General features: G+C 37.3%; 16 protein-coding genes. 14 read left to right on the top strand and 2 right to left on the bottom strand.

What is annotated here, in order from left to right:
- Window positions 1-178 precede the first annotated feature (178 nt).
- A complete protein-coding gene (locus AB3I12_RS05050) occupies window positions 179-775 on the bottom strand; it encodes a nitroreductase family protein (RefSeq protein ID WP_063627046.1) in 597 nt (198 codons plus the stop codon).
- A 364-nt stretch (window positions 776-1139) separates the two neighbouring features.
- Between AB3I12_RS05050 and AB3I12_RS05055 the strand changes: the two genes are divergently transcribed.
- From AB3I12_RS05055 to pheT, 6 genes are all read left to right on the top strand, one after another.
- Window positions 1140-2606: a peptide MFS transporter gene (locus tag AB3I12_RS05055; protein WP_010719307.1), complete on the top strand. Its 1467-nt coding sequence runs from the start codon at window positions 1140-1142 to the stop codon at window positions 2604-2606.
- A 275-nt stretch (window positions 2607-2881) separates the two neighbouring features.
- On the top strand, window positions 2882-6412 hold the full coding sequence (locus AB3I12_RS05060) for a PD-(D/E)XK nuclease family protein (protein ID WP_063627047.1): 3531 nt from the start codon (window positions 2882-2884) through the stop codon (window positions 6410-6412).
- A complete protein-coding gene (gene addA / locus AB3I12_RS05065) occupies window positions 6409-10125 on the top strand; it encodes a helicase-exonuclease AddAB subunit AddA (protein WP_063627048.1) in 3717 nt (1238 codons plus the stop codon). Before AB3I12_RS05060 ends, addA begins: the two co-directional genes overlap by 4 nt.
- Before the next feature lie 70 nt (window positions 10126-10195).
- Entirely contained in the window at window positions 10196-10537 is a 342-nt protein-coding gene (locus AB3I12_RS05070) for a helix-turn-helix domain-containing protein (protein ID WP_010719304.1), read from the top strand.
- Window positions 10538-10831: 294 nt separating this feature from the next.
- Window positions 10832-11875, top strand: a complete 1044-nt coding sequence (gene pheS, locus AB3I12_RS05075) for a phenylalanine--tRNA ligase subunit alpha (protein ID WP_034699979.1) — start codon at window positions 10832-10834, stop codon at window positions 11873-11875.
- 5 nt (window positions 11876-11880) lie between these two features.
- Window positions 11881-14301, top strand: coding sequence for a phenylalanine--tRNA ligase subunit beta (gene pheT / locus AB3I12_RS05080; RefSeq protein WP_063627049.1), 2421 nt, complete (start codon window positions 11881-11883; stop codon window positions 14299-14301).
- Window positions 14302-14363: 62 nt separating this feature from the next.
- On the opposite strand, the gene trpS is transcribed toward pheT, so the two are convergent.
- Window positions 14364-15374, bottom strand: a complete 1011-nt coding sequence (gene trpS, locus AB3I12_RS05085) for a tryptophan--tRNA ligase (protein WP_010719301.1) — start codon at window positions 15372-15374, stop codon at window positions 14364-14366.
- A 250-nt stretch (window positions 15375-15624) separates the two neighbouring features.
- Here trpS and AB3I12_RS05090 point away from each other — a divergent pair, with 250 nt between their 5' ends.
- From AB3I12_RS05090 to AB3I12_RS05125, 8 genes are all read left to right on the top strand, one after another.
- Window positions 15625-16362: an amino acid ABC transporter ATP-binding protein gene (locus tag AB3I12_RS05090; RefSeq protein WP_010719300.1), complete on the top strand. Its 738-nt coding sequence runs from the start codon at window positions 15625-15627 to the stop codon at window positions 16360-16362.
- A gap of 13 nt (window positions 16363-16375) precedes the next feature.
- A complete protein-coding gene (locus AB3I12_RS05095) occupies window positions 16376-17191 on the top strand; it encodes a transporter substrate-binding domain-containing protein (protein ID WP_010719299.1) in 816 nt (271 codons plus the stop codon).
- A gap of 12 nt (window positions 17192-17203) precedes the next feature.
- Window positions 17204-17851, top strand: coding sequence for an amino acid ABC transporter permease (locus AB3I12_RS05100; protein ID WP_063627050.1), 648 nt, complete (start codon window positions 17204-17206; stop codon window positions 17849-17851).
- Window positions 17852-17866: 15 nt separating this feature from the next.
- Complete coding sequence (locus AB3I12_RS05105) at window positions 17867-18523, top strand: amino acid ABC transporter permease (RefSeq protein WP_010719297.1); 657 nt, start codon at window positions 17867-17869, stop codon at window positions 18521-18523.
- 299 nt (window positions 18524-18822) lie between these two features.
- Window positions 18823-19032, top strand: coding sequence for a hypothetical protein (locus tag AB3I12_RS05110; RefSeq protein ID WP_063627051.1), 210 nt, complete (start codon window positions 18823-18825; stop codon window positions 19030-19032).
- Between the two features lie 519 nt (window positions 19033-19551).
- Window positions 19552-19866, top strand: coding sequence for a hypothetical protein (locus AB3I12_RS05115; RefSeq protein ID WP_231105539.1), 315 nt, complete (start codon window positions 19552-19554; stop codon window positions 19864-19866).
- Between the two features lie 14 nt (window positions 19867-19880).
- Window positions 19881-20405 carry a hypothetical protein gene (locus AB3I12_RS05120; RefSeq protein ID WP_231105540.1) on the top strand — a complete coding sequence of 175 codons (525 nt, stop codon included), beginning with the start codon at window positions 19881-19883 and terminating at the stop codon, window positions 20403-20405.
- A 367-nt stretch (window positions 20406-20772) separates the two neighbouring features.
- Window positions 20773-21537: hypothetical protein (locus AB3I12_RS05125; RefSeq protein WP_368015562.1), on the top strand; the 765-nt coding region annotated here is incomplete at its 3' end.

The raw sequence follows: 21537 nt of genomic DNA on the forward strand, positions 1-21537 counted from the left end.
ATCTTTAGTAGTTTAATATAGACAGAAATGGTATCACAGAGTGAACATTAAACCATAAGCAGACACTTTTAAGGAGTTGAAAAGCTATTTTAAAAATGTGCACTTATTGTTCAAGTTAAAGCACGCTATTCACAACCATTAAAGTATTGGGCTAAAAGTTGGTTATTACATAGAGGTTTTAGTTAAATACACGGAAACGATCTTTGTCGTTCATATATTCTTTTTCTCCAGCTGGTGTTTCTGGTGAGCCAAACACTAATTGAGAACGTAGTTTCCAATTAGATGGGATGTTCCATTCTTTAGCGACAGCTTCGTCAATTACTGGATTGTAATGTTGCAAGTTAGCTCCTAAACCTTGTTCTGTTAAGGCTACCCATGTATTTGCTGTAGCAATCCCATTTGATTGTTCTGACCAATCTGGGAAGTTGTCAGCATATAATGTAAATTGTTCTTGGAGATTTTTGATGATATCTGTATCTTTAAAGAACAAGACTGTTCCATAGCCTTTTTTGAAGCCAGCTAATTTATTTTGCGTATTTGGAAAAGCTTCAGCAGGTGTCAATGGGCGAAGAGCTTCTTCGGTCATTTCCCATAATTTTTCGTGAGCATCTCCAAAAAGAATGACTGCTCGTGTTGATTGTGCATTAAATGCAGTTGGACTTTCTTTGATTGCTTCTTTGATCAAAGCTGTTAATTCTTCATTTGATAGTGTTACGTTACGTCCTAAATCATAGATAGAACGACGGTTTTGCAAAGTTGTTGTAAATGTTGTCATGGTGAAATCTCCTTTAGTTGCGATCTGCATATTTTATGAGTACAAACGAAGTATATCACCTTACAAAAAGTAAGTGAAATAATATGCTCACAAAAAATAAGTAAATTTTTTAATGAATATTAAAATAATAGAGGTTATTTTAGTTAACGTTTCCATTGTTGTTAAACTAAGTAAAAATCGATCATTTTAAAATAGCAATATATAATTATTAAATATCTGTATATTTTTTATTATCATTTTCCCATTAAATTTTATTCGTTTTTATAGAAAATAAGTATATATTTCTTAAATAAGTTTTTTAGTTAAATTTTTCAGTGAATATTTATAGTATTTTCTGAAAATTTAAAGAATTGGGGTATGGATTATGGAAAATCAACAAGACAAGGGCTTCTTCGGTCAGCCGAAGGGGTTGTCAACATTGTTCTTCACAGAGATGTGGGAACGATTTAGTTATTATGGTATGCGTGCGCTGTTGCTTTACTACATGTACGATACTGTAGCAAACGGTGGACTTGGATTACCTACCGCAACAGCATTAGCAATTATGTCAATTTATGGTTCACTGATTTATATGTCTAGTATCATCGGTGGTTGGGTTTCAGACCGGGTACTAGGTGCAAAAAGAACTGTTTTCTTCGGTGGAATATTTATTATGCTTGGGCATATCGTCTTAGCATTGCCATTTGGTGTTTCCACTTTATTCGTCTCAATGGCTTTGATTATCTTTGGGACAGCCTTTTTGAAACCAAATGTTTCCGGAATGGTTGGACATCTTTATTCAAAAACTGATTTAAGACGAGATGCCGGCTTCTCTATTTTTTATATGGGAATCAACTTAGGTGCGATGTTAGCACCGATCATCGTAGGAACGATCGGACAAGAATACAACTACCATCTTGGCTTCTCATTAGCTGCAATCGGAATGTTCTTTGGACTGTTACAATACGTGATCCAAGGACGTAAAACGTTGGATGGTATAGGAACAGTTGCTCCTAACCCATTAACAGCAGCAGAGCGTAAAAAATTCATTCGTAACTTAGTCATTGCTTTAGTTGTGATTGTAGCAATCTTTGGTGGCGCACAAGTCACTGGGCATTTAACCATTGATTTCTTTGTCAATTCAATTAGTGTTTTAGGTATTCTTTTACCGTTATACTATTTTGTTAAAATGTTAACAGCTAAAAATGTTACAGCAGAGGAAAAACCAAAAGTATGGGCGTATATCCCATTATTTTTAGCAGCGATCATTTTCTGGTCGTTACAAGAACAAGGATCTTCCATCTTAGCTCTGTTTGCACAAGAACGGACACAATCAACATTGTTCGGTATGAATATTCCAGCTAGTTGGTACCAATCATTGAATCCGATTTTCATCTTCGTCTTGACACCAGTATTTGTTACATTGTGGACGAGATTAGGAAAACGACAACCATCAACAGTAGTGAAATTTTCACTAGGACTATTATTTGCTGGGTTATCTTTCTTATTAATGATGTTACCAGGCATGCTTTATGGCACAGATAGTAAAGTAAGTCCAATGTGGTTGATCGGCAGCTTCTTCATTGTCGTAATCGCTGAATTATGCTTATCACCAGTTGGCTTGTCTGCGACAACAAAATTAGCACCTAAAGCTTTTGAATCACAAACCATTGCTATCTGGTTCTTGGCAGATGCTTCTTCACAAGCGATCAATGCACAAATCGCGCGTTTCTATACACCAGGTACTGAATCTGCTTATTTCGGAATTGTCGGTGTCGTAGCAATCGTCGGAGCAGTTGTATTGTTTATGATCAAAGAACCAATCAAAAAATTGATGGGTTCCATTCATTAAATCAAATGAAGTTATAAAAGAAAGCACCAAAGCTAGTGGAAATAACTAGCTTTGGTGCTTTTTTTATATGGATAAGTATAAGAAATAAGTAAAGGATAGCAATTGATGGATGTGAATCGCAAGAAGTAGTCTTAAACTTTTTTTGAGAGGATTTGGTAAAATAATCTCTATAAGCGCAAACAATTAATTTCTAAAAAAATAGGAGAAAGAACAAATGTTCAGTTGTTTTTGGTATAATGAATGAGGAATGAATCTAAGGAATAAGGAGAGGGAAAATGTCTTTACAATTTATTCTCGGGACAGCCCGAAAAGACCACCGTACAGCGTTGATTGATGAATCAGTCGAATGGTTAGCAAAAGATAGCATGCACCAGGTATTTTTCCTTGTACCTAACTATAATAAATTTGAACAAGAACAAGAAATCTTGACAGAGCTGCGTCAAAGAAGTGGCAAAACGTCATTTAGTACAACGAATGTCCAAGTCTTTAGTTTTTATCGTTTAGCGTGGTATTTGTTGCAGCAAACAACGTTATTGTCTGGTAATGAACTTTCAGAATCTGGTTCGGCAATGATCTTGCGACAGATCCTAGAAAAAAATGAAGAAAATTTAACGATTTTTCGGGGAGAAATCAATAAAAAAGGGTTTATTCGCCAGTTGCAAGAATTGCACAATGAATTACGTATTGGAAATATTTCACCTGAAGATCTTGTCTTTTCAGAACTTGCGGATACGGTAAAAGCTGAAAATCAACAGTTGAAAATGAAAGATCTTCAATTGATTTTTACAGCTTTTGAAGAAGAATTGGTCCAACGTGCGCTGCAATCTGAAGATGCTTTGACCATTTTGGCAAATTATTTACAAACGCAAGACATGTCTAAGGTGAAATTTATCGTTAGTGGTTTCACTCGAGTCAATGCGCAAGAATATCAATTGTTACAGGTCATGATGGAAAAGGGACAGCTAGTGATTGATTTGCTTCTTGATCGTTCTTATATCACGGATATGCCTGAAGTGTTGACATTGTTTCATGAAACAGGAAAGCTCTATTTCCAACTGATCAACAGTGCCAAAGAACGAAGAGTGCCGGTTTTAGTGGAAAAATTTGCCCCAGAACATGAAAGACCGCTTGCACTCATGCACTTGCAAAAAATGTGGGAAGAAACTTCTAGCAACAAAAAAAGCCAGCCGCTGAAGGTTGGGCAACAAGAGGCGTTGAGAATTTGGGAAGCAGAGAACGCCACCGAAGAAGTCAGACAACTAGCTGTGGAGATCCGTCGTTTGGTCAGCGAGGAAAATTATCGCTATCGTGACATTCAAGTGTTAACGAAAGATATGGCGTTTTATGGTAACTTGCTACAACCTGTTTTCAAAGAAATGGCGATTCCTTTTTATATTGATGAAGAGCAGTTGATGGAGAATCATCCATTGATCGAATGGATCAATAGTTTATTCGCTTTAGATCGGTATGCCTATCGTTTGAATGATATCATGCGTTTTTTCAAAACTGAATTATTCATTTGTGAAGCGGATGATACACTAGACTTAACCAGTTGGCGTGAGCAAAGAAATCAGTTCCGAGCAAAATTAGATGTCACAGAAAATGTAGCACTTGCTTATAACTATCAAGGTTCATACTGGACGAGAGAAAAAGATTGGCAGTTCGTGTCTTACGATTTTGAAGCAGAACAACTGGAAGATGTTCAAGAATTAGAAAAACGCTCGAATGATATTCGGCACTTCTTCAAAGAGAAAGTCCCAACATTTTTTGACAAGATAAAAAAATGTAAAAATGGACAAGAAGGCGCGACGGTCTTTTATCGTTTTTTGGTGAACAGTGGCGTACAACAACAATTAGTTTTTTGGCGAAATCAAGAAATTGAACGAGGTAATTTAGCAGCAGCCCGAAACCATGAGCAAACATGGGGGGCGTTGATTGATTTACTGGACGAGTATTCGCTCATTTATGGGGAATCTGAATTTGACTGGCATTTGTTTCAGGAAATCATTACCAGCGGGTTAGAAAATTTAAGTTATGGGAAGATTCCTACAGCAATCGACCAAGTACGCATCAACCGCTTGGAACTGGTACGATCAAACCAGGCGAAAGTCACGTTTGCCATTGGCTTGAATGATCAAGTATTTCCTGATCGGCACGAAACGAAAGGCTTGCTTTCTAGTGAGGAAAGGGAAACGTTGAATGCTCGTTTAGCGGAAGAGAAATTTTTATTTGATCCCGCAAAAGAGAACTTGTCTTTTGAACCATTGCAAGCCTACTTGGTGTTTGCTTCAGCCACTCAGCGTCTATACCTCAGTTACGCTCAAAGTTATGATACAAACACGTTGAAAATCTCTCCTTATTTGAAACGAATCATGGAATACTTGATGATCCCAGCTGAAAGAAAAGAGCATTTGGTTTTAGACAGCGATCCGAGTTGTTATATCGGTACGTATCGTAGTGGGATCAATACAATCAATCATATCTATCGTTTAGCAAAGGAAGAGAAGAAAAAAGTTCCGGTGTATTGGCGCCAACTAAGAGAGCAGATCTTGCAATCACAATGGCGAAATTTTGCGTTGCGCATTTTTGAAAGTCAAGAACATCTGAATGTCCCGGTGTCATTACCTAAAAAGATGGCAGAGGAACTCTATGGTAAAGATATTTATACCTCTATTTCCAGATTAGAAAATTTCTATAATTGTGAATATAAATATTTTGTCCAATTTGGTTTGAAACTGAAAGAACGAATGGTCTATGGTTTAACGCCGGCTGCTACAGGTGATTTTTATCATGAATCATTAGATCGTTTCTTTAAATTACTATTTTCAAATCAGATATCGCTAGTAGAAATGACCGATACACAACGTAAAGAGTTTACTGAAAAAGTCTTGCAAGACGTCTTTGGCGAGTTACGCTTTGAAATTTTAGATAGTTCAGCTCGAATGAACTATATTCGTTATCAGTTAGGACAAACGATCCAAAAAGTAGCTTGGGCATTACAAAAGCAAAGTAAAAATACAGGGATGAAGCCCCTTCAAACAGAAATATTGTTTGGCCAAATTGCGGGCGCTCAAGGTATCCCAGGGTTGGAATTACCACTGAATAATGGAGGGAAACTACATGTTCGTGGGAAGATTGATCGTGTGGATGTTGCTGTTGAACAAGCGGATACCTGGCTTAGTGTTGTCGATTATAAATCAAGTGGACGTTCCTTTGATGTTACCGAAGCTTACTACGGGATGGCTATGCAACTGTTGACCTATCTAGACGTGGCGTTGATGGATGCTGTCAAATTGACTGGAAAAGCATTGGTTCGACCAGCTGGTTCCTATTATTTACATGTCCATAATCCGATTTTGTCTGAAGCAAATGAAATTGAAAAAGAGACATTGAAAAAATTCAGTTATGACGGCATCTTTGTCGATGAACCTGAGTTATTGGAAGTATTAGATCATTCACTGGAAGCAAAAGAGAACTCTTTGATTTATCCGATCAAGAAAAATGCGAAAGATGTCTATCAAAAGGGAAGTTTTAGTAAAGAAAAATTCTATACAGAACAGGAACTCCAACTTTTTATGGCGCATAATCGTGCGAATATGCGTTTAGCAGGGGATAAAATCACGTCAGGGGAGATCAAACTTAATCCAGCATACAAAGACAAGGAGCGGCTTGCTTGTCAAATGTGTCCTTTTAGAAGTGTTTGTACGTTTGATGTGATGTTGCAAGAAAACAATTATCACCGTTTAGAAAAATTAAACAAGGAAGAAGCCCTGCGAAGAATAGAAAAAAGGAGTGAGGAAGAATGACCAAAATTCCTTTGAGACCAGAAAACGAACGATTCACTGACGAACAATGGCAAGCCATTTTTGATCAGGGAGATAACTTGCTGGTATCAGCTTCCGCTGGTTCTGGAAAAACCACAGTGCTTGTCCGTCGAGTAATCGAAAAACTAAAAATGGGGTTCAATATTGATGAACTTTTGATCGTGACGTTTACAGAAGCGGCAGCGAAAGAAATGAAAGAACGGATCCAAGAAGCTTTACAAGAAGCAGTCAATAGTGAAAGCGATCCGGCACGCCAACAACATTTCACGAAACAGCTGATTTTATTGCCGAGTGCTAATATTTCTACTTTACATGCTTTTTGTTTAACGGTTATCCGCCGATTCTACTACTTGATCGATATTGATCCAGTTTTTCGGATGTTAACGGATGAGACAGAAACGATCTTAATGAAAGAAGATGTTTGGGATGAATTACGCGAGGCTTGTTATAGCGAAGATCGGGAAGAGTTTTTCCAATTAACAATGAATTTTTCAAATGATCGTTCAGATGATGGATTGACCAATCTGGTTTTCTCTCTTTATGAATTTGCGCGAGCGAATCCTGATCCCAAACGTTGGTTAGATCAATTAGTGGATAACTATCGTTTAGATGATGGATTAGCTCATTCACCATTGTACCAAGAACAATTGCGACCACTTCTACTTACAGATATGGCACAAAGTGTGCAACTTTATGAAGAAATGGTTGGATTAGCGCAAGAAGAAGGTCTGGAAAAAATGTTGGAACAAGTTGCAGGAGAAAAAGAACAAGTCCAACGCATTTATGATCACTTATTACAAGATCAATTGCCGGAAGCCTATACGGGTTTAGAAACATTGACTTTTACTACTTTTAAAAGCAGTCGCAAAGCAGAGCTAAAAGAACGTTCAGCCGAAGTTAAAAATTTAAGAGATCAGGCGAAAAAAATCATTCAGAAAATTGGAAAAACATATTTTCCGATTTCTCCTGAACAATTGACCGAACGGACGAAAAAAGCTGCTGTCCTAGTGGAAGAGCTCACGAGTGTTACCAAACGTTTCATGGATGGCTTTAGCCAACGAAAAAGAGAAAAGGGAGTAGTAGATTTCAATGATTTAGAACATCTTGCCTTGCGAATCTTGACGACTCAAACAGAAGAGTCATGGCTTCCAAGTGAAGCATCAAAGCTTTATCGTAAGCAATTCAAAGAAGTAATGGTCGATGAATACCAAGATATCAATCAGTTGCAAGAAGCTATCCTTTATTGGCTTAGACAGCCTGATCCAACAAACGGCAATTTATTCATGGTTGGGGATGTTAAACAGTCGATTTACTCTTTTCGACTAGCTGATCCTAGTTTGTTTATTGAAAAGTATGAAGCATTTTCAACAGCTGACGGTGGAAGACGGATTATTTTGGCAGAAAACTTTCGTTCTCGTAAGGAAGTCCTGTCATTTACCAATCTAGTGTTCCAACAATTAATGGACCCTGTTGTGGGACAAATCGCTTATGATGATGCTGCACAATTACGATTAGGATTTCCCGATTTCCCCGAAGTCGATCGCTTTGAACCAGAACTATTGATTTACGAAAAAGAAGAAGAGCCAAACAGCGACCTTCCAATTGATGAGAATCTAGAGGACAAAACAGAAGGCGAACTTTTTATGACGGGCTTAAAAATCCGCGAACTGATTGATGAAAAATTCCTGATCTATGATAAAAAAATGAAACAGAATCGTCCTGTCGAATATAAAGATATCGTACTTTTAACACCTACAAAGAAGAATAATCTGACGATTTTAGAGATCTTTAAAACATTGGATATTCCTTTAGAAATGAATGATGCCCAAAATTATTTTCAATCTACTGAACTACGTACGATGATTTCTTTGCTACAATTGATTGATAATCCATATCAAGATATTCCATTGGCAGCCGTTTTACGTTCACCGATCGTAGGACTGATTGAACCAGAACTGGCACAGATCCGTTTAGCTGATCGAACGCATACCTATTATGATGCGGTGCTGGCTTACCAAACAGCAAATCAGAATGAATTAGCTGATAAATTGCGCCATTTCAATGACCAACTCGAATTGTGGCGGGAACTGGCTCGGCGGTCTTCAATCACTGACTTGCTGTGGGAGATCTATTTACAAACCGGTTATTTAGAATATGTAGCAGGTTTACCAGCCGGTGCCCAAAGACAAGCAAATCTTTATGCCTTGGCTGATCGTGCAAAAGCGTATGAACAAAGTTCGTTTAGAGGGTTGTATCAATTCGTTCGCTTCATCGAAAAGATGCAGGAAAAAGACAAAGATTTAGCGGAGCCGGTGATTTCATCCGCCGATAATGCCGTCCGAGTCATGACGATTCATGCAAGTAAAGGCTTAGAATTTCCTATTGTCTTTTTATTAGATATGACCAAACAATTCAATTTGCAAGATTTAAAAAAGCGATATGCTTTTGAAGAAAAACTAGGTGCGGGGATTCGTTATATGGACCCTGATACTCGGGTGTTGTATGATACCTTGCCTTACCAAGCAATCAAATCAGCCAAACAAAATAAGTTATTGTCAGAGGAGATGCGTAAACTCTACGTTGGTTTGACCCGTGCGGAACAAAAATTATTTATTATCGGCTCGTATAAAAATAAAGAAGATACCTTGAAGAATTGGTCAGAAGCTTCTGAACAAACCGAATTAGTCTTAGAACCAACGACTCGATTAAAAGGGAATAGCAGCTTGATGAGCTGGATCGGTCTTAGTTTGATGCGTCACCCATTGATGCAAAACTATTTTACCGAAGCAACCATTCTTTCAGAATTAAAAAACTCTGATAGCCAATTTGCGATTACTTGGATGAATCAACAATCTCTGCTTGAAAAAAGGCAACGTTTAATAGCGCAAGAAAACGATGCTGCCGAAAATAATGACGTGGATCAAACACCACTATCACCTGCTTTGAAAGCACGACTCGATTATCGTTATCCTTTCAAAGAGTCGACACAAACCACAAGTTATCAATCAGTTTCTGAAATTAAACGTTTATTTGAAGATCCAGATGATACGCTTGATGCTAAACTTGTCTGGGAAAGTAATGAAACAAGAGGGTTAAACCGCCAATTCCGTTATACGCAAGATACATTGGCTGAACCACGTTTCTTACAAAAAACGCAACAGGTTTCAGCTGCGGCAATCGGAACTGCAACACACTATTTATTGCAATTGCTGCCATTAGAAATGCCGACTACTGAGTCGATCCAAGCATTGCTAGATGAATTAGTCAAAAAGCGTTTAGTGGATCAAAAGGTAGCCAAAAAAATTGATTTTTCTGCTATTCTTTGGTTTTTTGAAACCGAGCTAGGAAAAGAATTGATCAAGCAAAAAGCGCATGTCAAACGGGAACAACCGTTTTCAATGCTGTTACCTGCAGAACGGGTCTTTGAACAATACCCAAATGAAGAAGATGAATTGCTGATCCATGGGATCGTTGATGGTTATATCGAATTATCCACGACGATTCAATTATATGACTTTAAGACGGATTTCATTTTAGATCGCAACGATGAAACAGCGATTGATGCTGTCATTCAAAAATATCGTGGGCAATTGAATCTCTATCAACAGGCGTTGACAGAATCTTTAGAAAAGCCTGTCACAGATGTCTTTCTTGTCTTATTAAGCGCAAAGAAAATAATAAATATTAATAAATAATAATAATTGAGCAACTAGGACTTACACTTTGTAAGTAATATGCTATACTCTTAGCAAAGAGGTGAGTAAAATGGAGCTAACACAGACAGAGTTCACTTTATGTCCTAAATTTGAAAAGACCTTTTCGATTTTAGGTAAAAAATGGAATGGGCTGATTATTGATGTATTGCTTGAAAATGGTCCGCAACGCTTTGTTGATCTCGCAGCTAAAATACCTATGGTGAGTGATCGGGTTTTAGTTGAACGATTAAAAGAACTTGAAAAAGAAAAAATCATCGCCAGAAACTTCTCATGTAAAGAGTCCAGCCGTTCAGAATATATGTTAACTGAAAAAGGAGCGGATCTTCAAAAGGCCATTGTTCAGTTACAGGTTTGGAGTGAAAAATGGGTGACAGAAGAAGAATGCAGTTGATTTTGGAAGTGAAATCTTGTAAACTGGCATTAGATGAATAGCTAAAGAACGCTGACGAAAAAGAGTAGTTTGGCTAAACCAGTCCAGGGAGATCTGTCATAGACTGTAAGCAGATCCTGAGTTTGAAAAATGAAGTTCACTTTCTGAGTTCGTCTGATTTATTCAGACCGGCAAATGTCGTTAAAAAAGTAAGTGTACGGTTTTGACCGTAAATTAGGATGGTAACGCGAAGACCTCGTTCCTTTGTAGGAATGAGGTCTTTTTTGTATTTGAATTTGAAGGAGGAAATAGGGAATGTCTCTACAAGCCCAATTAGAAAGCTTGAAAGAAGCCACAATCGTTAAAATAGCGACAGCACACGATTTAAAAGAATTAAATCAAATTCGTGTAGAAACTTTAGGAAAAAAAGGACCAATCACCGAAGTTTTACGGGGAATGAAGGATCTAAGTCCTGAAGAACGTCCGAAAGTTGGTAGTTTTGCCAATGAGATTCGTGATCTGTTGACAGCAGAAATTGAACGTAAAAAGCAAGCGTTAGAAGAAGCGGCACTTGCAACAGCTTTAAGCAAAGAAACAATTGATGTGACCTTGCCAGGACGTCAAGTCAAACAAGGAAACCGCCACATCTTGACACAAATCATGGAAGAAATCGAAGACATCTTTGTCGGAATGGGCTACCAAATTGTTGAAGGGTATGAGGTGGAGTCTGATCATTATAATTTTGAGCGAATGAACTTACCAAAAGACCACCCAGCTCGTGATATGCAAGATACTTTTTATATTTCAGAAGAGATCTTGATTCGTACGCATACCTCACCAGTACAAGCACGTACGATGGAAAAACATGACTTTTCAAAAGGTGCACTTCGAATGATCTCACCTGGGAAAGTATTCCGTCGTGATACAGATGATGCTACTCATAGTCACCAATTCCATCAAATTGAAGGATTAGTGATCGATGAAAATATTACGATGGGTGACTTAAAAGGCACGTTAGAAGTCGTAATGAAAAAGATGTTTGGTGAAGAACGTGAGATTCGACTACGTCCTAGTTATTTCCCATTTACTGAACCATCTGTTGAAGTGGATGTCAGCTGTTTCAAATGTGGTGGAGCTGGCTGTAATGTCTGCAAGCACACCGGTTGGATTGAAATCTTAGGAGCTGGGATGGTTCATCCAAATGTATTGAAAATGTCAGGTATCGATCCGGAAAAATACTCTGGTTTTGCTTTTGGCCTTGGCCCAGATCGAGTAGCAATGCTACGTTACGGTGTCAATGATATTCGTAATTTCTATCAAAATGACTTGCGTTTCTTAAGTCAGTTCAAAGGGGAGTAAAAAGCATGTTAGTTTCTTATAAATGGTTAAATAAATATCTTGATTTGTCAGCAGTTACGCCAAAAGAACTAGCTGATAAAATGTCAGTGACTGGGATCGAAGTGGAAGGAATCACGGTTCCTGAAGAAGGCTTAAAAAAAATCGTAGTCGGCGAAGTCAAGGAATGCGTACCACATCCTGATTCCGATCATTTATCGATTTGCCAAGTGGATATCGGTGAAGAAGAACTTTCACAGATCGTTTGTGGCGCGCCTAACGTGAAGGCAGGGATCAAAGTCATCGTTGCTTTACCTAATTCACGGATCGCAGGGAATGTAAAAATCAAAAAAGGGAAAATGCGTGGTCAAGTTTCTAATGGGATGATTTGTGCCTTACAAGAAATTGGCTATCCAGATAGTGTTGTTCCCAAAGAATATGCTGAAGGAATCTACTATCTTCCACAAGAGGCAGTCAATGGAGAGCCCGTCTTTTCTTATTTAGACATGGACGATTCAATTATCGAGTTATCGATTACACCGAATCGCGCAGATGCTTTATCTATGCGAGGAGTAGCATATGAAGTGGGGGCGATTTATCGTCAAACACCTCATTTTGCAGAGGAAGAATTAGTAGAAGCAGCACGTCCGGCAAAAGACAAAATCAAGGTGACAGTCGAAGATCCAGAAGCTGTGCCTGCTTATCAAATTCGAATCATTGAGGGCGTAAAAATCCAATCTAGTCCACAATGGTTACAAAATATCTTGATGAATGAAGGGATTCGACCAATCAACAACGTAGTAGATATCACAAACTACATCTTACTGTTGTTTGGACAACCATTACATGCGTTTGATTATGATCGGCTAGGATCACAAGAAATCGTCGTCCGTCAGGCAAAAGCAACAGAAAAAATCGTTACGTTAGATGGCGAAACACGTGAGTTAACACCGGAAAATCTCGTGATCACTAATGGAGAACAACCAGTCGCTTTAGCAGGTGTGATGGGCGGCTTGGATTCTGAAATCACTGAGACAACGACTACGGTTGCTCTAGAAGCAGCTTTGTTTGATCCAATTTCGATCCGTCGAACAGCGAAACAATTCAATTTAAGAAGTGAATCTTCTGCTCGTTTTGAAAAAGGAATCAATCAAGCAACAGTTGCTGAAGCATGTGACGTTGCTGCTGCAATGATCGTTTCGTTAGCAGGCGGTGAGGTTCTTCAAGGTGCGGTTGCTGGTTCGACTTATCAAGTAGAAGACGTAACAGTAACGATCACTCTCTCACGAATCAATCATTATCTAGGAACTGACTTAACAGTGAAGGAAGTAAATGAGATTTTTGAAGCACTTGGCTTTGGCTATCAAAGTGAAGGGGAAACGTTCACCGTTACTGTTCCTCCTCGTCGCTGGGATATCAAGATTGAAGCGGATATTATTGAAGAAGTCGCTCGTATCTATGGTTATGATCGCTTGCCTTCCACATTACCAAGTGGAGAGACTGTTGCAGGAAGTTTGACCCAAGAGCAAGCAACAACACGCAAGATCCGTACATTACTTGAAGATAGTGGTTTACATGAAGCCATCAGCTATGCTTTGACAACGGAAGAAAAATCTCGTCAATTTACAATCAAAGATTCCTTAGTTACACGTCTTGATTGGCCAATGAGCGAAGACCGTTCTGTCTTACGAATGAACTTGATCAGTGGGTTACTGGATAATGTGAACTATAACGTAGCTAGAAAAAATAGTGATGTCGCTTTTTATGAAGTTGGAAGAGTCTTCTATCAAGAAAACGATCCATTGACTCATTTGCCGCAGGAAGTGAAACATGTTGCTCTTGCATTGACAGGTACTTGGCAAGATAAAAGTTGGCAAACTCAAGCAGAAGTAGTTGACTTCTATACGATCAAAGGTCTTTTAGAAAACTTGTTTGAACAATTAGGAATAGCAACAGAAATTTCTTATCAAGCAACTGATAGTTTGAAAGACATGCATCCAGGAAGAACAGCGGAAATCTATTTAGGTGAAACAGTGATTGGATTTGTTGGACAGGTTCATCCGAATACAGCTAAAGAATACGATGTTCCAGAAACCTATGTTGCAGAATTTGACTTGAGCTCAGTGATCGAAGCTGCTCAAAAAGGGATGACTTTCCATGCGGTGACAAAATTCCCTTCCGTTTCTCGTGACATTGCAATGTTAGTTGCAGAAACAGTAACCAATCAAGAAATCGTAACGGTTATCCAGTCTGCTGCAGGTAAGTTCTTAACAGACATCCAATTGTTTGATGTGTATCAAGGAAAAAATATCGAGGAAGGACATAAGTCAATGGCTTACAGTCTGACATTCGAGAATCCTGAAGCAACGATGACAGATGAAGAAATTAACCGATCAATGACTAAGATCGAAAAAGCACTAAGTGAAACAGTTGGTGCAAATATTCGTTAAACTGTAAAAAAAGACGCCCTCACAAAGAATGAGGACGTCTTTTTTATTCATTAACAAGCCAATCAGTTAAAATAATTGATTCCCATTGCAGTTTTGACTTCTGCTAGAGTTTGAGCAGCGACTTTCGCAGCTGCTTCACTACCGTCTCTTAGGATTGCCATCACAGCGGCTGGATCTTTCGCTAATTCTTCTCTTCTAGCACGAATTGGAGCAAACTCTTCTTCCAAAACATCAATCAAATAGCGTTTGATTTTTACATCACCTAGACCACCACGACGATAATGAGCTTTCATTTCTTCAATTGCGTTTTTGTCTTTTCCAAACACATCAAGATAAGTGAATACCATATTGCCTTCGACTTGACCTGGATCTTCCACGTGGATGTGATTTGGGTCTGTGTACATACTCATTACTTTTTTCTTGACCACATCAGCAGGATCAGAAATATAGATGCCATTACCCAATGACTTGCTCATTTTTCCATTCCCATCGATGCCAGGCAAACGGCCCATTCCTTTTGGTGGGAAAACGCCTTTTGGTTCCACTAAGACGTCGCCATACGTGTGGTTGAAACTTTGAACTATTTCTTGCGTTTGTTCAAGCATTGGTTTTTGATCTTCACCAACAGGAACTAAATTCGCTTTGAAAGCTGTGATATCAGCAGCTTGCGATACAGGATAAATAAAGAATCCAGTTGGGACACCTTCACCAAATTTTTTCTGTTCGATTTCTGTTTTAACTGTAGGATTACGACGGACACGCCCGACGCTGACTAGGTTTAAATAGTACATAGTCAATTCAGCTAATTCTGGTATTTGCGATTGGATAAAAAGCGTTGATTTCGTAGGATCTAATCCAACAGCTAAATAGTCTAAAGCAACTTCAAGTACATTTGAAGAAACCTTCTCAGGGTTTTTAGCGTTATCGGTTAGGGCTTGCATATCTGCAATCATTACAAAAAGTTGATTGTTTTCATCTTTTTGCATTTCTACCCGTGTTTTGAGTGATCCTACATAATGCCCTAAATGTAACTTGCCAGTCGGGCGATCACCTGTTAGAATAATATTTTTCAAAAAAAACACCTCTTTACGATTTGTAAGACTAAGCACTTAATATCTTACCGTTTTTTGGAGGAAGAAACAACCGTTCTAAATCAAAAGACGAACAAATTGCAGAAAAATAGCAGATGTAAGAAGCAAAGGAGAAAAATAACGAAAGAAAGTTTCAAAGAAACTTTACAAAATACGTAAGTTTCAGATATAATATGTTCTATTATATATCTTTAAATGTTTTCTTACTAAATAATAATGGGAGTGTAATGATATGGCAATGATTAAATTTGATAACGTGGAAAAATACTACGGCAAATTCCATGCTTTGAAAAACATAAACCTCGAGTTTGAGAAAGGGGAAGTCGTCGTTGTCATTGGTCCTTCAGGTTCAGGTAAAAGTACAATGTTACGATGTATCAATGGATTAGAAACGATCTCTTCTGGAAGATTGTTAATCAATGATATCGACCTTCAGGACAAAAAAACAAAATTGACTGAAGTCAGAAAAAATGTTGGAATGGTTTTTCAGCATTTTAATCTATATCCTAATAAAACCGTTTTAGAAAACATTACACTTGCACCGATTAAAGTATTAAAGCAAGATCAAGCAAGTGCAGTGAAAAACGCGGAAAAATTCTTAGAAAAAGTCAACATGCTCGACAAAAAAGATTCTTATCCATCTATGTTATCTGGAGGACAACAACAGCGTGTGGCAATTGCCAGAGGTTTGGCGATGAATCCGGAAATGCTGTTATTTGACGAGCCTACATCTGCTTTAGATCCGGAAATGATCGGGGATGTACTTGATGTAATGAAAAAATTAGCTCGTGATGGGATGTCAATGATCGTCGTGACCCATGAAATGGGATTTGCAAAAGAAGTAGCAGATCGGGTTATTTTCATGGCGGATGGCCAAGTATTAGAAGATAGCCGCAATGTAAAAGACTTCTTTGAGAACCCTAAAGAACCTCGGGCACAACAATTTATTAGTAAAGTAATCAATCATTGATAGGAGGAATAAAATGCGTAAGAAAACAATGATTCGTTTGCTTTTCCTTTTGGGTCTGGTCTTTTTGATATTAGCAGGCTGCAAAGGAAAAAGTGTCGCTGAAGAAAATATTCTGGAACGAAGTAAGCAAAACAACACCATAACGTGGGGTGTAAAATACGATACTCGCTTATTTGGGATGATGGATATCAAAAGTAGTACGGTTCAAGGATTTGATATCGATATCGCTAAAGCGATTACGCAAGAGATTCTTGGAAAAGATGGGAAAGCAGAATTTGTGGAAGTTACCTCTAAAACACGGATTCCGCTATTAAAAAATGGAAATATTGATGCGATTATTGCGACAATGACCATTACAGATGAACGAAAAAAGCAAGTTGATTTTTCTGATGTTTATTTTGATGCCGGACAATCTTTATTAGTCAAAAAAGGAAGCCCGATTAAAAGCGTAGATGACTTAAATGCTGAAACAACTGTGCTCGCAGTCAAAGGATCAACTTCTGCAGTAAATATCCGAGAACATGCTCCAGACGCAAAAATTCTTGAACTAGAAAACTATGCCGAAGCGTTTACTGCTTTACAATCAGGACAAGGAGATGCTATGACGACCGATAATGCCATTTTGTTGGGAATGGCTGACGAGAACCCTGACTATACTTTAGCAGGTGGGACGTTTACCAATGAACCTTATGGAATTGCGATCAATAAAGGACAAACAGAATTTTTGGATGCCGTAAATCAAGCGTTAAAAGAACTCATTGCTAACGGCACATATGATCAGATTTACCAAAAATGGTTCCCAGATACCACCCAAGGAAAAGTGAATTAAGGAGGGGAAAGAATGGCTGAGTTGCTGCAAACATATGGATCAACCTTCTTAGAAGGGTTTAAAATCACTATCTATTCAAGTGTGTTAGCTTTATTATTTAGTTTGATTATTGGAACACTGATGGCAATTTTTCAATTGTCAACGAACAAAGTGATCAGTGGACTAGCTAAAGCGTACGTGGAATTTTTTCGAAATATCCCGTTGTTGATTATTGTGATGTTCTTTTATGTCGTCGTTCCGATCTATTGGATTAGTTTCGATGGCTTTCAAGCAGGGACGATCGGTTTGACGATCTATACTTCGGCATTTATTGCAGAAACCGTTCGTTCAGGAATTCAAACAGTGCCAAAAGGGCAAACAGAAGCGGGTTTATCAGCTGGTTTGACCTATGCGCAAACGATGCGGTTTATTATTTTGCCGCAGGCTTTCAAGATCGTCGTACCACCATTAGGAAACCAATTCATTAATCTAGTCAAAAATTCATCGATTTTAGCTATCGTTGCTGGGTTAGATTTAATGTATCAAGGGGACTTAATTGCCAGTGAAACTTTCAACACTTTTGATACCTATATCATCGTGGGTCTTTTTTACTTAGTAATTACATTACCTTTGTCTTACTTGATGACATATTTAGAGAAAAAATGGGCAGTTCGTTCATAGGAAGGGGAGAACAAAATGGATTTTAGTGGTGCTTTTTCATGGATGAATATCCGCTTCTTATTAGAAGGATTAAAAGTGACTGTGGAGGTTTCATTATTTTCAATCATCTTTAGTTTTTTGATTGGCGGGATTTGTGGTGTGGTTCGTTTTGCTAATATACCTTATTTTTCAAAAATACTAGGAATACTAATTGATATTATCAGAAATCTTCCATTGCTATTGATCATTTTCTTTACGTATTTTGCCTTACCACAAATCGGTATCCAAATGAATATTTTTTGGTCAGCCGTAGCAGCATTGACGATTTTTGAATCGGCTATGTTATCAGAAATTTTTCGAGCAGGGTTGAATGCCGTTCCTAAAGGACAAATGGAGGCTGGTCTTTCCACAGGATTGTCTTATGTAGAAACGATGAGAATTGTCGTTTTACCCCAAGCATTTAAATCAATGATCCCAGCAATCGTGAGTCAGCTGATTTCATTGATCAAGGATACATCATTAGCAGTGATCATTTCCTTACCTGAATTGACTCACCAAGCACGAATTGTTTACGGCCAAAATACCAATTATGTATTGCCAATGTTTGTGGCAATGACATTGATGTATTTTGCTGTCTGCTATGCTTTATCCTTACTTTCTTCCTATTTAGAAAAAAGAAAGTACAGCTATTAGTCAAAAACTTAGCATGCTCGTTGTTCAATGAAAATTGTTCAGCGAGTATTTTTATTTGATTCGTCAATGTAAAACTTAGATCGTTTTTCTCTTCAACGATATTGTGAGAGAAAGTAGTCTTAGACAAAGATCAGCTTAAAAACATAGCTTACAGTTTTGTTCGTTCAGGTCATTTAAAAATATGGACTGTCTTGACAGTAGGAAGTATACTAAGTGTCGTTAGGTAAACGTATTGAAATGAGAGGATGCCTAACAGAGTATGTGGTAACTATAATGGATAGAGAAAGAGATGTTGTTAGATGGAAGAGATTATGAATGCTTTTCAAGCAAACCCGATATTTTCTACGGGATGTATTATTTTTATCATAGGTGTGTTAATTTTTTGTTTTGGAAGAAAATTATTTTTCGTTCGTTGGCTATTGGGAGATACCAGTATGTTCGGACAACTATTTTGGGGACTGATTTTATCAGGTATCGGACTAGCAATCATTGTCTATTATCGAATGTAATTGACTAATTGTATACGAATGATCCATTGCTTGCGACAAACAGGAAATGGTAAAAAGAAAGAAGTTTCTGTAAGATTTTCTAGAAATTTAGTACATTTTTTGTGTAAGAGTTCGTTTATTTAGGAAAATGTCAAAAATGAATGAACAAATTGGTCGGTTAGAAAACCAGCTGTTCTGAACGACTGCTAAAGCAAAAAAGGGGAGCTTGCGTGAAGTAGAAGTACGATGTTCTAGTGGTCGATAGATCATTCAATCAACGATTTGTGACAAACAGAAGTGGCTAAATTAAGAATCTTCAATTTTAATCTAGTATAGGCAGTCATCATCCATTCTCTATAAGTGGGTGATGACTGCTTTTTGACAGAATGGTTATCGGATATTAACTCGAAAACCAACATGTTTAGTGATAGAGATATCAGATGCCAAAAAATTCTTTCTGCAGAAATAAAAGTTACTTAGCTACTCCTTTTTTCTGATAGTTTAACAAGGTAGTATATAACTTTTAAAGGAGAGAATAACATGTCAAATGATAAACAAAAAATAGCAGTAATACGGACAGGAAGTCAATATGCTATTGCTCTTCAACTAATCAAGGATCATAAGCTTGTGAGGGGAGAAGCTAATAGTTCGGAAAAGTTAGCAACATTAGGTAAAATTCTTTCTAACTATAAGAGAGATTCTGCAGAAGGGATTATCTTTTATCTTCCGCTTCTTCCAGAAGAGAAAAAACTGTTACGACAAAGGAACATCCAAATGAATAGTGATGATAGAATAGTAGTGGATGATAAAAATAAAACCTTTTATATTAACTACCTTAATCAAAGTATGATTTAAGCAAAAAAGCAGTTTTGTCGAAAGAAACAAAACATGCACTAATTCAAGACCTTGATAAATTCTATTTCGATTCTTTGGACCTTAACAGGTTTACTTCCTTTATTTATGATTTAGCTGTGATCGCTAGAAGAGATGTTCAGACACTTTTGAAGAAGCAAACGCCCAAGATAGAAAAATTAATAAAAAAGGCTAGAGAAGATAAAGCGGTTGATCAAGTGAAACAAAGATTTAAGATGAACAGACACTATACTGAAATTCCCCCAACACTAATGGTGCAATTTCAAGACGAGTTGAAAAAATCTGAATACATAAGCAAAAAGAGGCAAAAAATAGAAATTGTGAAATTAAAAAATGAATATAAGTCTCCAAGTAAACCAAATGAAAGACAGGAATATTTCAAGATGAGTGTAAAAGAATTTCTTGAAAAAGGAAGCTCAGAACAAAGAAGTCTTACGAAAAAAAGAATTGAGCAATTAAAAACATCTGTACTACCAAAGTCACAGGCATATCTAAACAAAAAGGATCAATTTCAAAGATAGTGATCAATAAACTCTAAAAATAATTACATAGTACATGAGCTCGGGTTGTTAATCAGAAAAAAATTGGATGAACGACCCGATTTTTTATAGCTAAATCAAAATGGGATTAAAGAATCAATGAAATATTATGAAAGGAACTGTTATGTATAGGACTACTCAAATACAATTTTTTGATGCATAATTCTTTGAAAATACTATTCTTGACCTTGTATTCTCAGAAACTAAAAGTAGTAACCTAGAATTTTAATCAATTAAATGATATTTAATTACAAAAATTTCTTTTCTCGGAAATAAAAGTTTTTTATGTATTCTTTTTTTCTGATATTTTGATGAAGTAATAATATAAAATTTTAAAGGAGAGAATAACATGCCAAACATGGAACAGAAAAAAGAAACAAATCAAAAAATTGCAAATAATGAAAGCGGACGACCTCGAAATACTTTGTATAATCATGCTACTATAGCTTTTCAACTAATCGAAGAGTGTAAACTTGAGGAGGGTGAACCTGTTAGTTCGGAAACATTAGCAGCAATAGGTGAATTTCTTTCTGAACTTAAAGATGATGTAGCAGAAGGGGTCATCCAACGACTTCCACTTCATCCAGATGAGAGCAAACTCATACAACCAAACAACCGAATAGAGACCCAAAATACAATAGAAGTAACTAGCCAAAATAAAAATTTTTATATTGACTACCTTAAGACAAGGCATAAGATTCACTCAGATACACGTTTGCCGAAGGAAACAAAAGATGCACTAATTGGAGACCTTAATAAATTTAAGTTTAATCCCTTGACTCCTGATACGTGTATAGCATTTATTCATGATCTAAAAATAATCGCTGAACAGGACGCTAAGGAACTTATAGGAAATCAAACGTCAAGAGTGGAAAAATTAATTGAAGAAAGAAAAGAAAATGAAGCGGTTAAGCAAGCGATAGCACGTTTTATGAAGGATAGACACTTTACTAAACTTAACCCCACCATATTGGAGCTATTCATAGATGAGTTGGAGAATAGACCAAGAATAAGCCGAGAGAGACGAGAAAAAGAAATTGAGAAGTTTAAGAGTGAATATAACTATGATGAAAAAGAATATTTTAAGGTAAAAGCAACAGATCAAGTTTCATTA

The sequence above is a fragment of the Enterococcus sp. C65 genome (assembly GCF_040887165.1).
In the GTDB taxonomy this organism is placed as follows: Bacteria; Bacillota; Bacilli; order Lactobacillales; family Enterococcaceae; genus Enterococcus_B; species Enterococcus_B hirae.

Coding starts and splice junctions, on each gene's coding strand:
- AB3I12_RS05050 (WP_063627046.1), bottom strand. CDS start 775: ATGACAACATTTACAACAACTTTGCAAAACCGTCGTTCTATCTATGAT.
- AB3I12_RS05055 (WP_010719307.1), top strand. CDS start 1,140: ATGGAAAATCAACAAGACAAGGGCTTCTTCGGTCAGCCGAAGGGGTTG.
- AB3I12_RS05060 (WP_063627047.1), top strand. CDS start 2,882: ATGTCTTTACAATTTATTCTCGGGACAGCCCGAAAAGACCACCGTACA.
- addA (WP_063627048.1), top strand. CDS start 6,409: ATGACCAAAATTCCTTTGAGACCAGAAAACGAACGATTCACTGACGAA.
- AB3I12_RS05070 (WP_010719304.1), top strand. CDS start 10,196: ATGGAGCTAACACAGACAGAGTTCACTTTATGTCCTAAATTTGAAAAG.
- pheS (WP_034699979.1), top strand. CDS start 10,832: ATGTCTCTACAAGCCCAATTAGAAAGCTTGAAAGAAGCCACAATCGTT.
- pheT (WP_063627049.1), top strand. CDS start 11,881: ATGTTAGTTTCTTATAAATGGTTAAATAAATATCTTGATTTGTCAGCA.
- AB3I12_RS05090 (WP_010719300.1), top strand. CDS start 15,625: ATGGCAATGATTAAATTTGATAACGTGGAAAAATACTACGGCAAATTC.
- AB3I12_RS05095 (WP_010719299.1), top strand. CDS start 16,376: ATGCGTAAGAAAACAATGATTCGTTTGCTTTTCCTTTTGGGTCTGGTC.
- AB3I12_RS05100 (WP_063627050.1), top strand. CDS start 17,204: ATGGCTGAGTTGCTGCAAACATATGGATCAACCTTCTTAGAAGGGTTT.
- AB3I12_RS05105 (WP_010719297.1), top strand. CDS start 17,867: ATGGATTTTAGTGGTGCTTTTTCATGGATGAATATCCGCTTCTTATTA.
- AB3I12_RS05110 (WP_063627051.1), top strand. CDS start 18,823: ATGGAAGAGATTATGAATGCTTTTCAAGCAAACCCGATATTTTCTACG.
- AB3I12_RS05115 (WP_231105539.1), top strand. CDS start 19,552: ATGTCAAATGATAAACAAAAAATAGCAGTAATACGGACAGGAAGTCAA.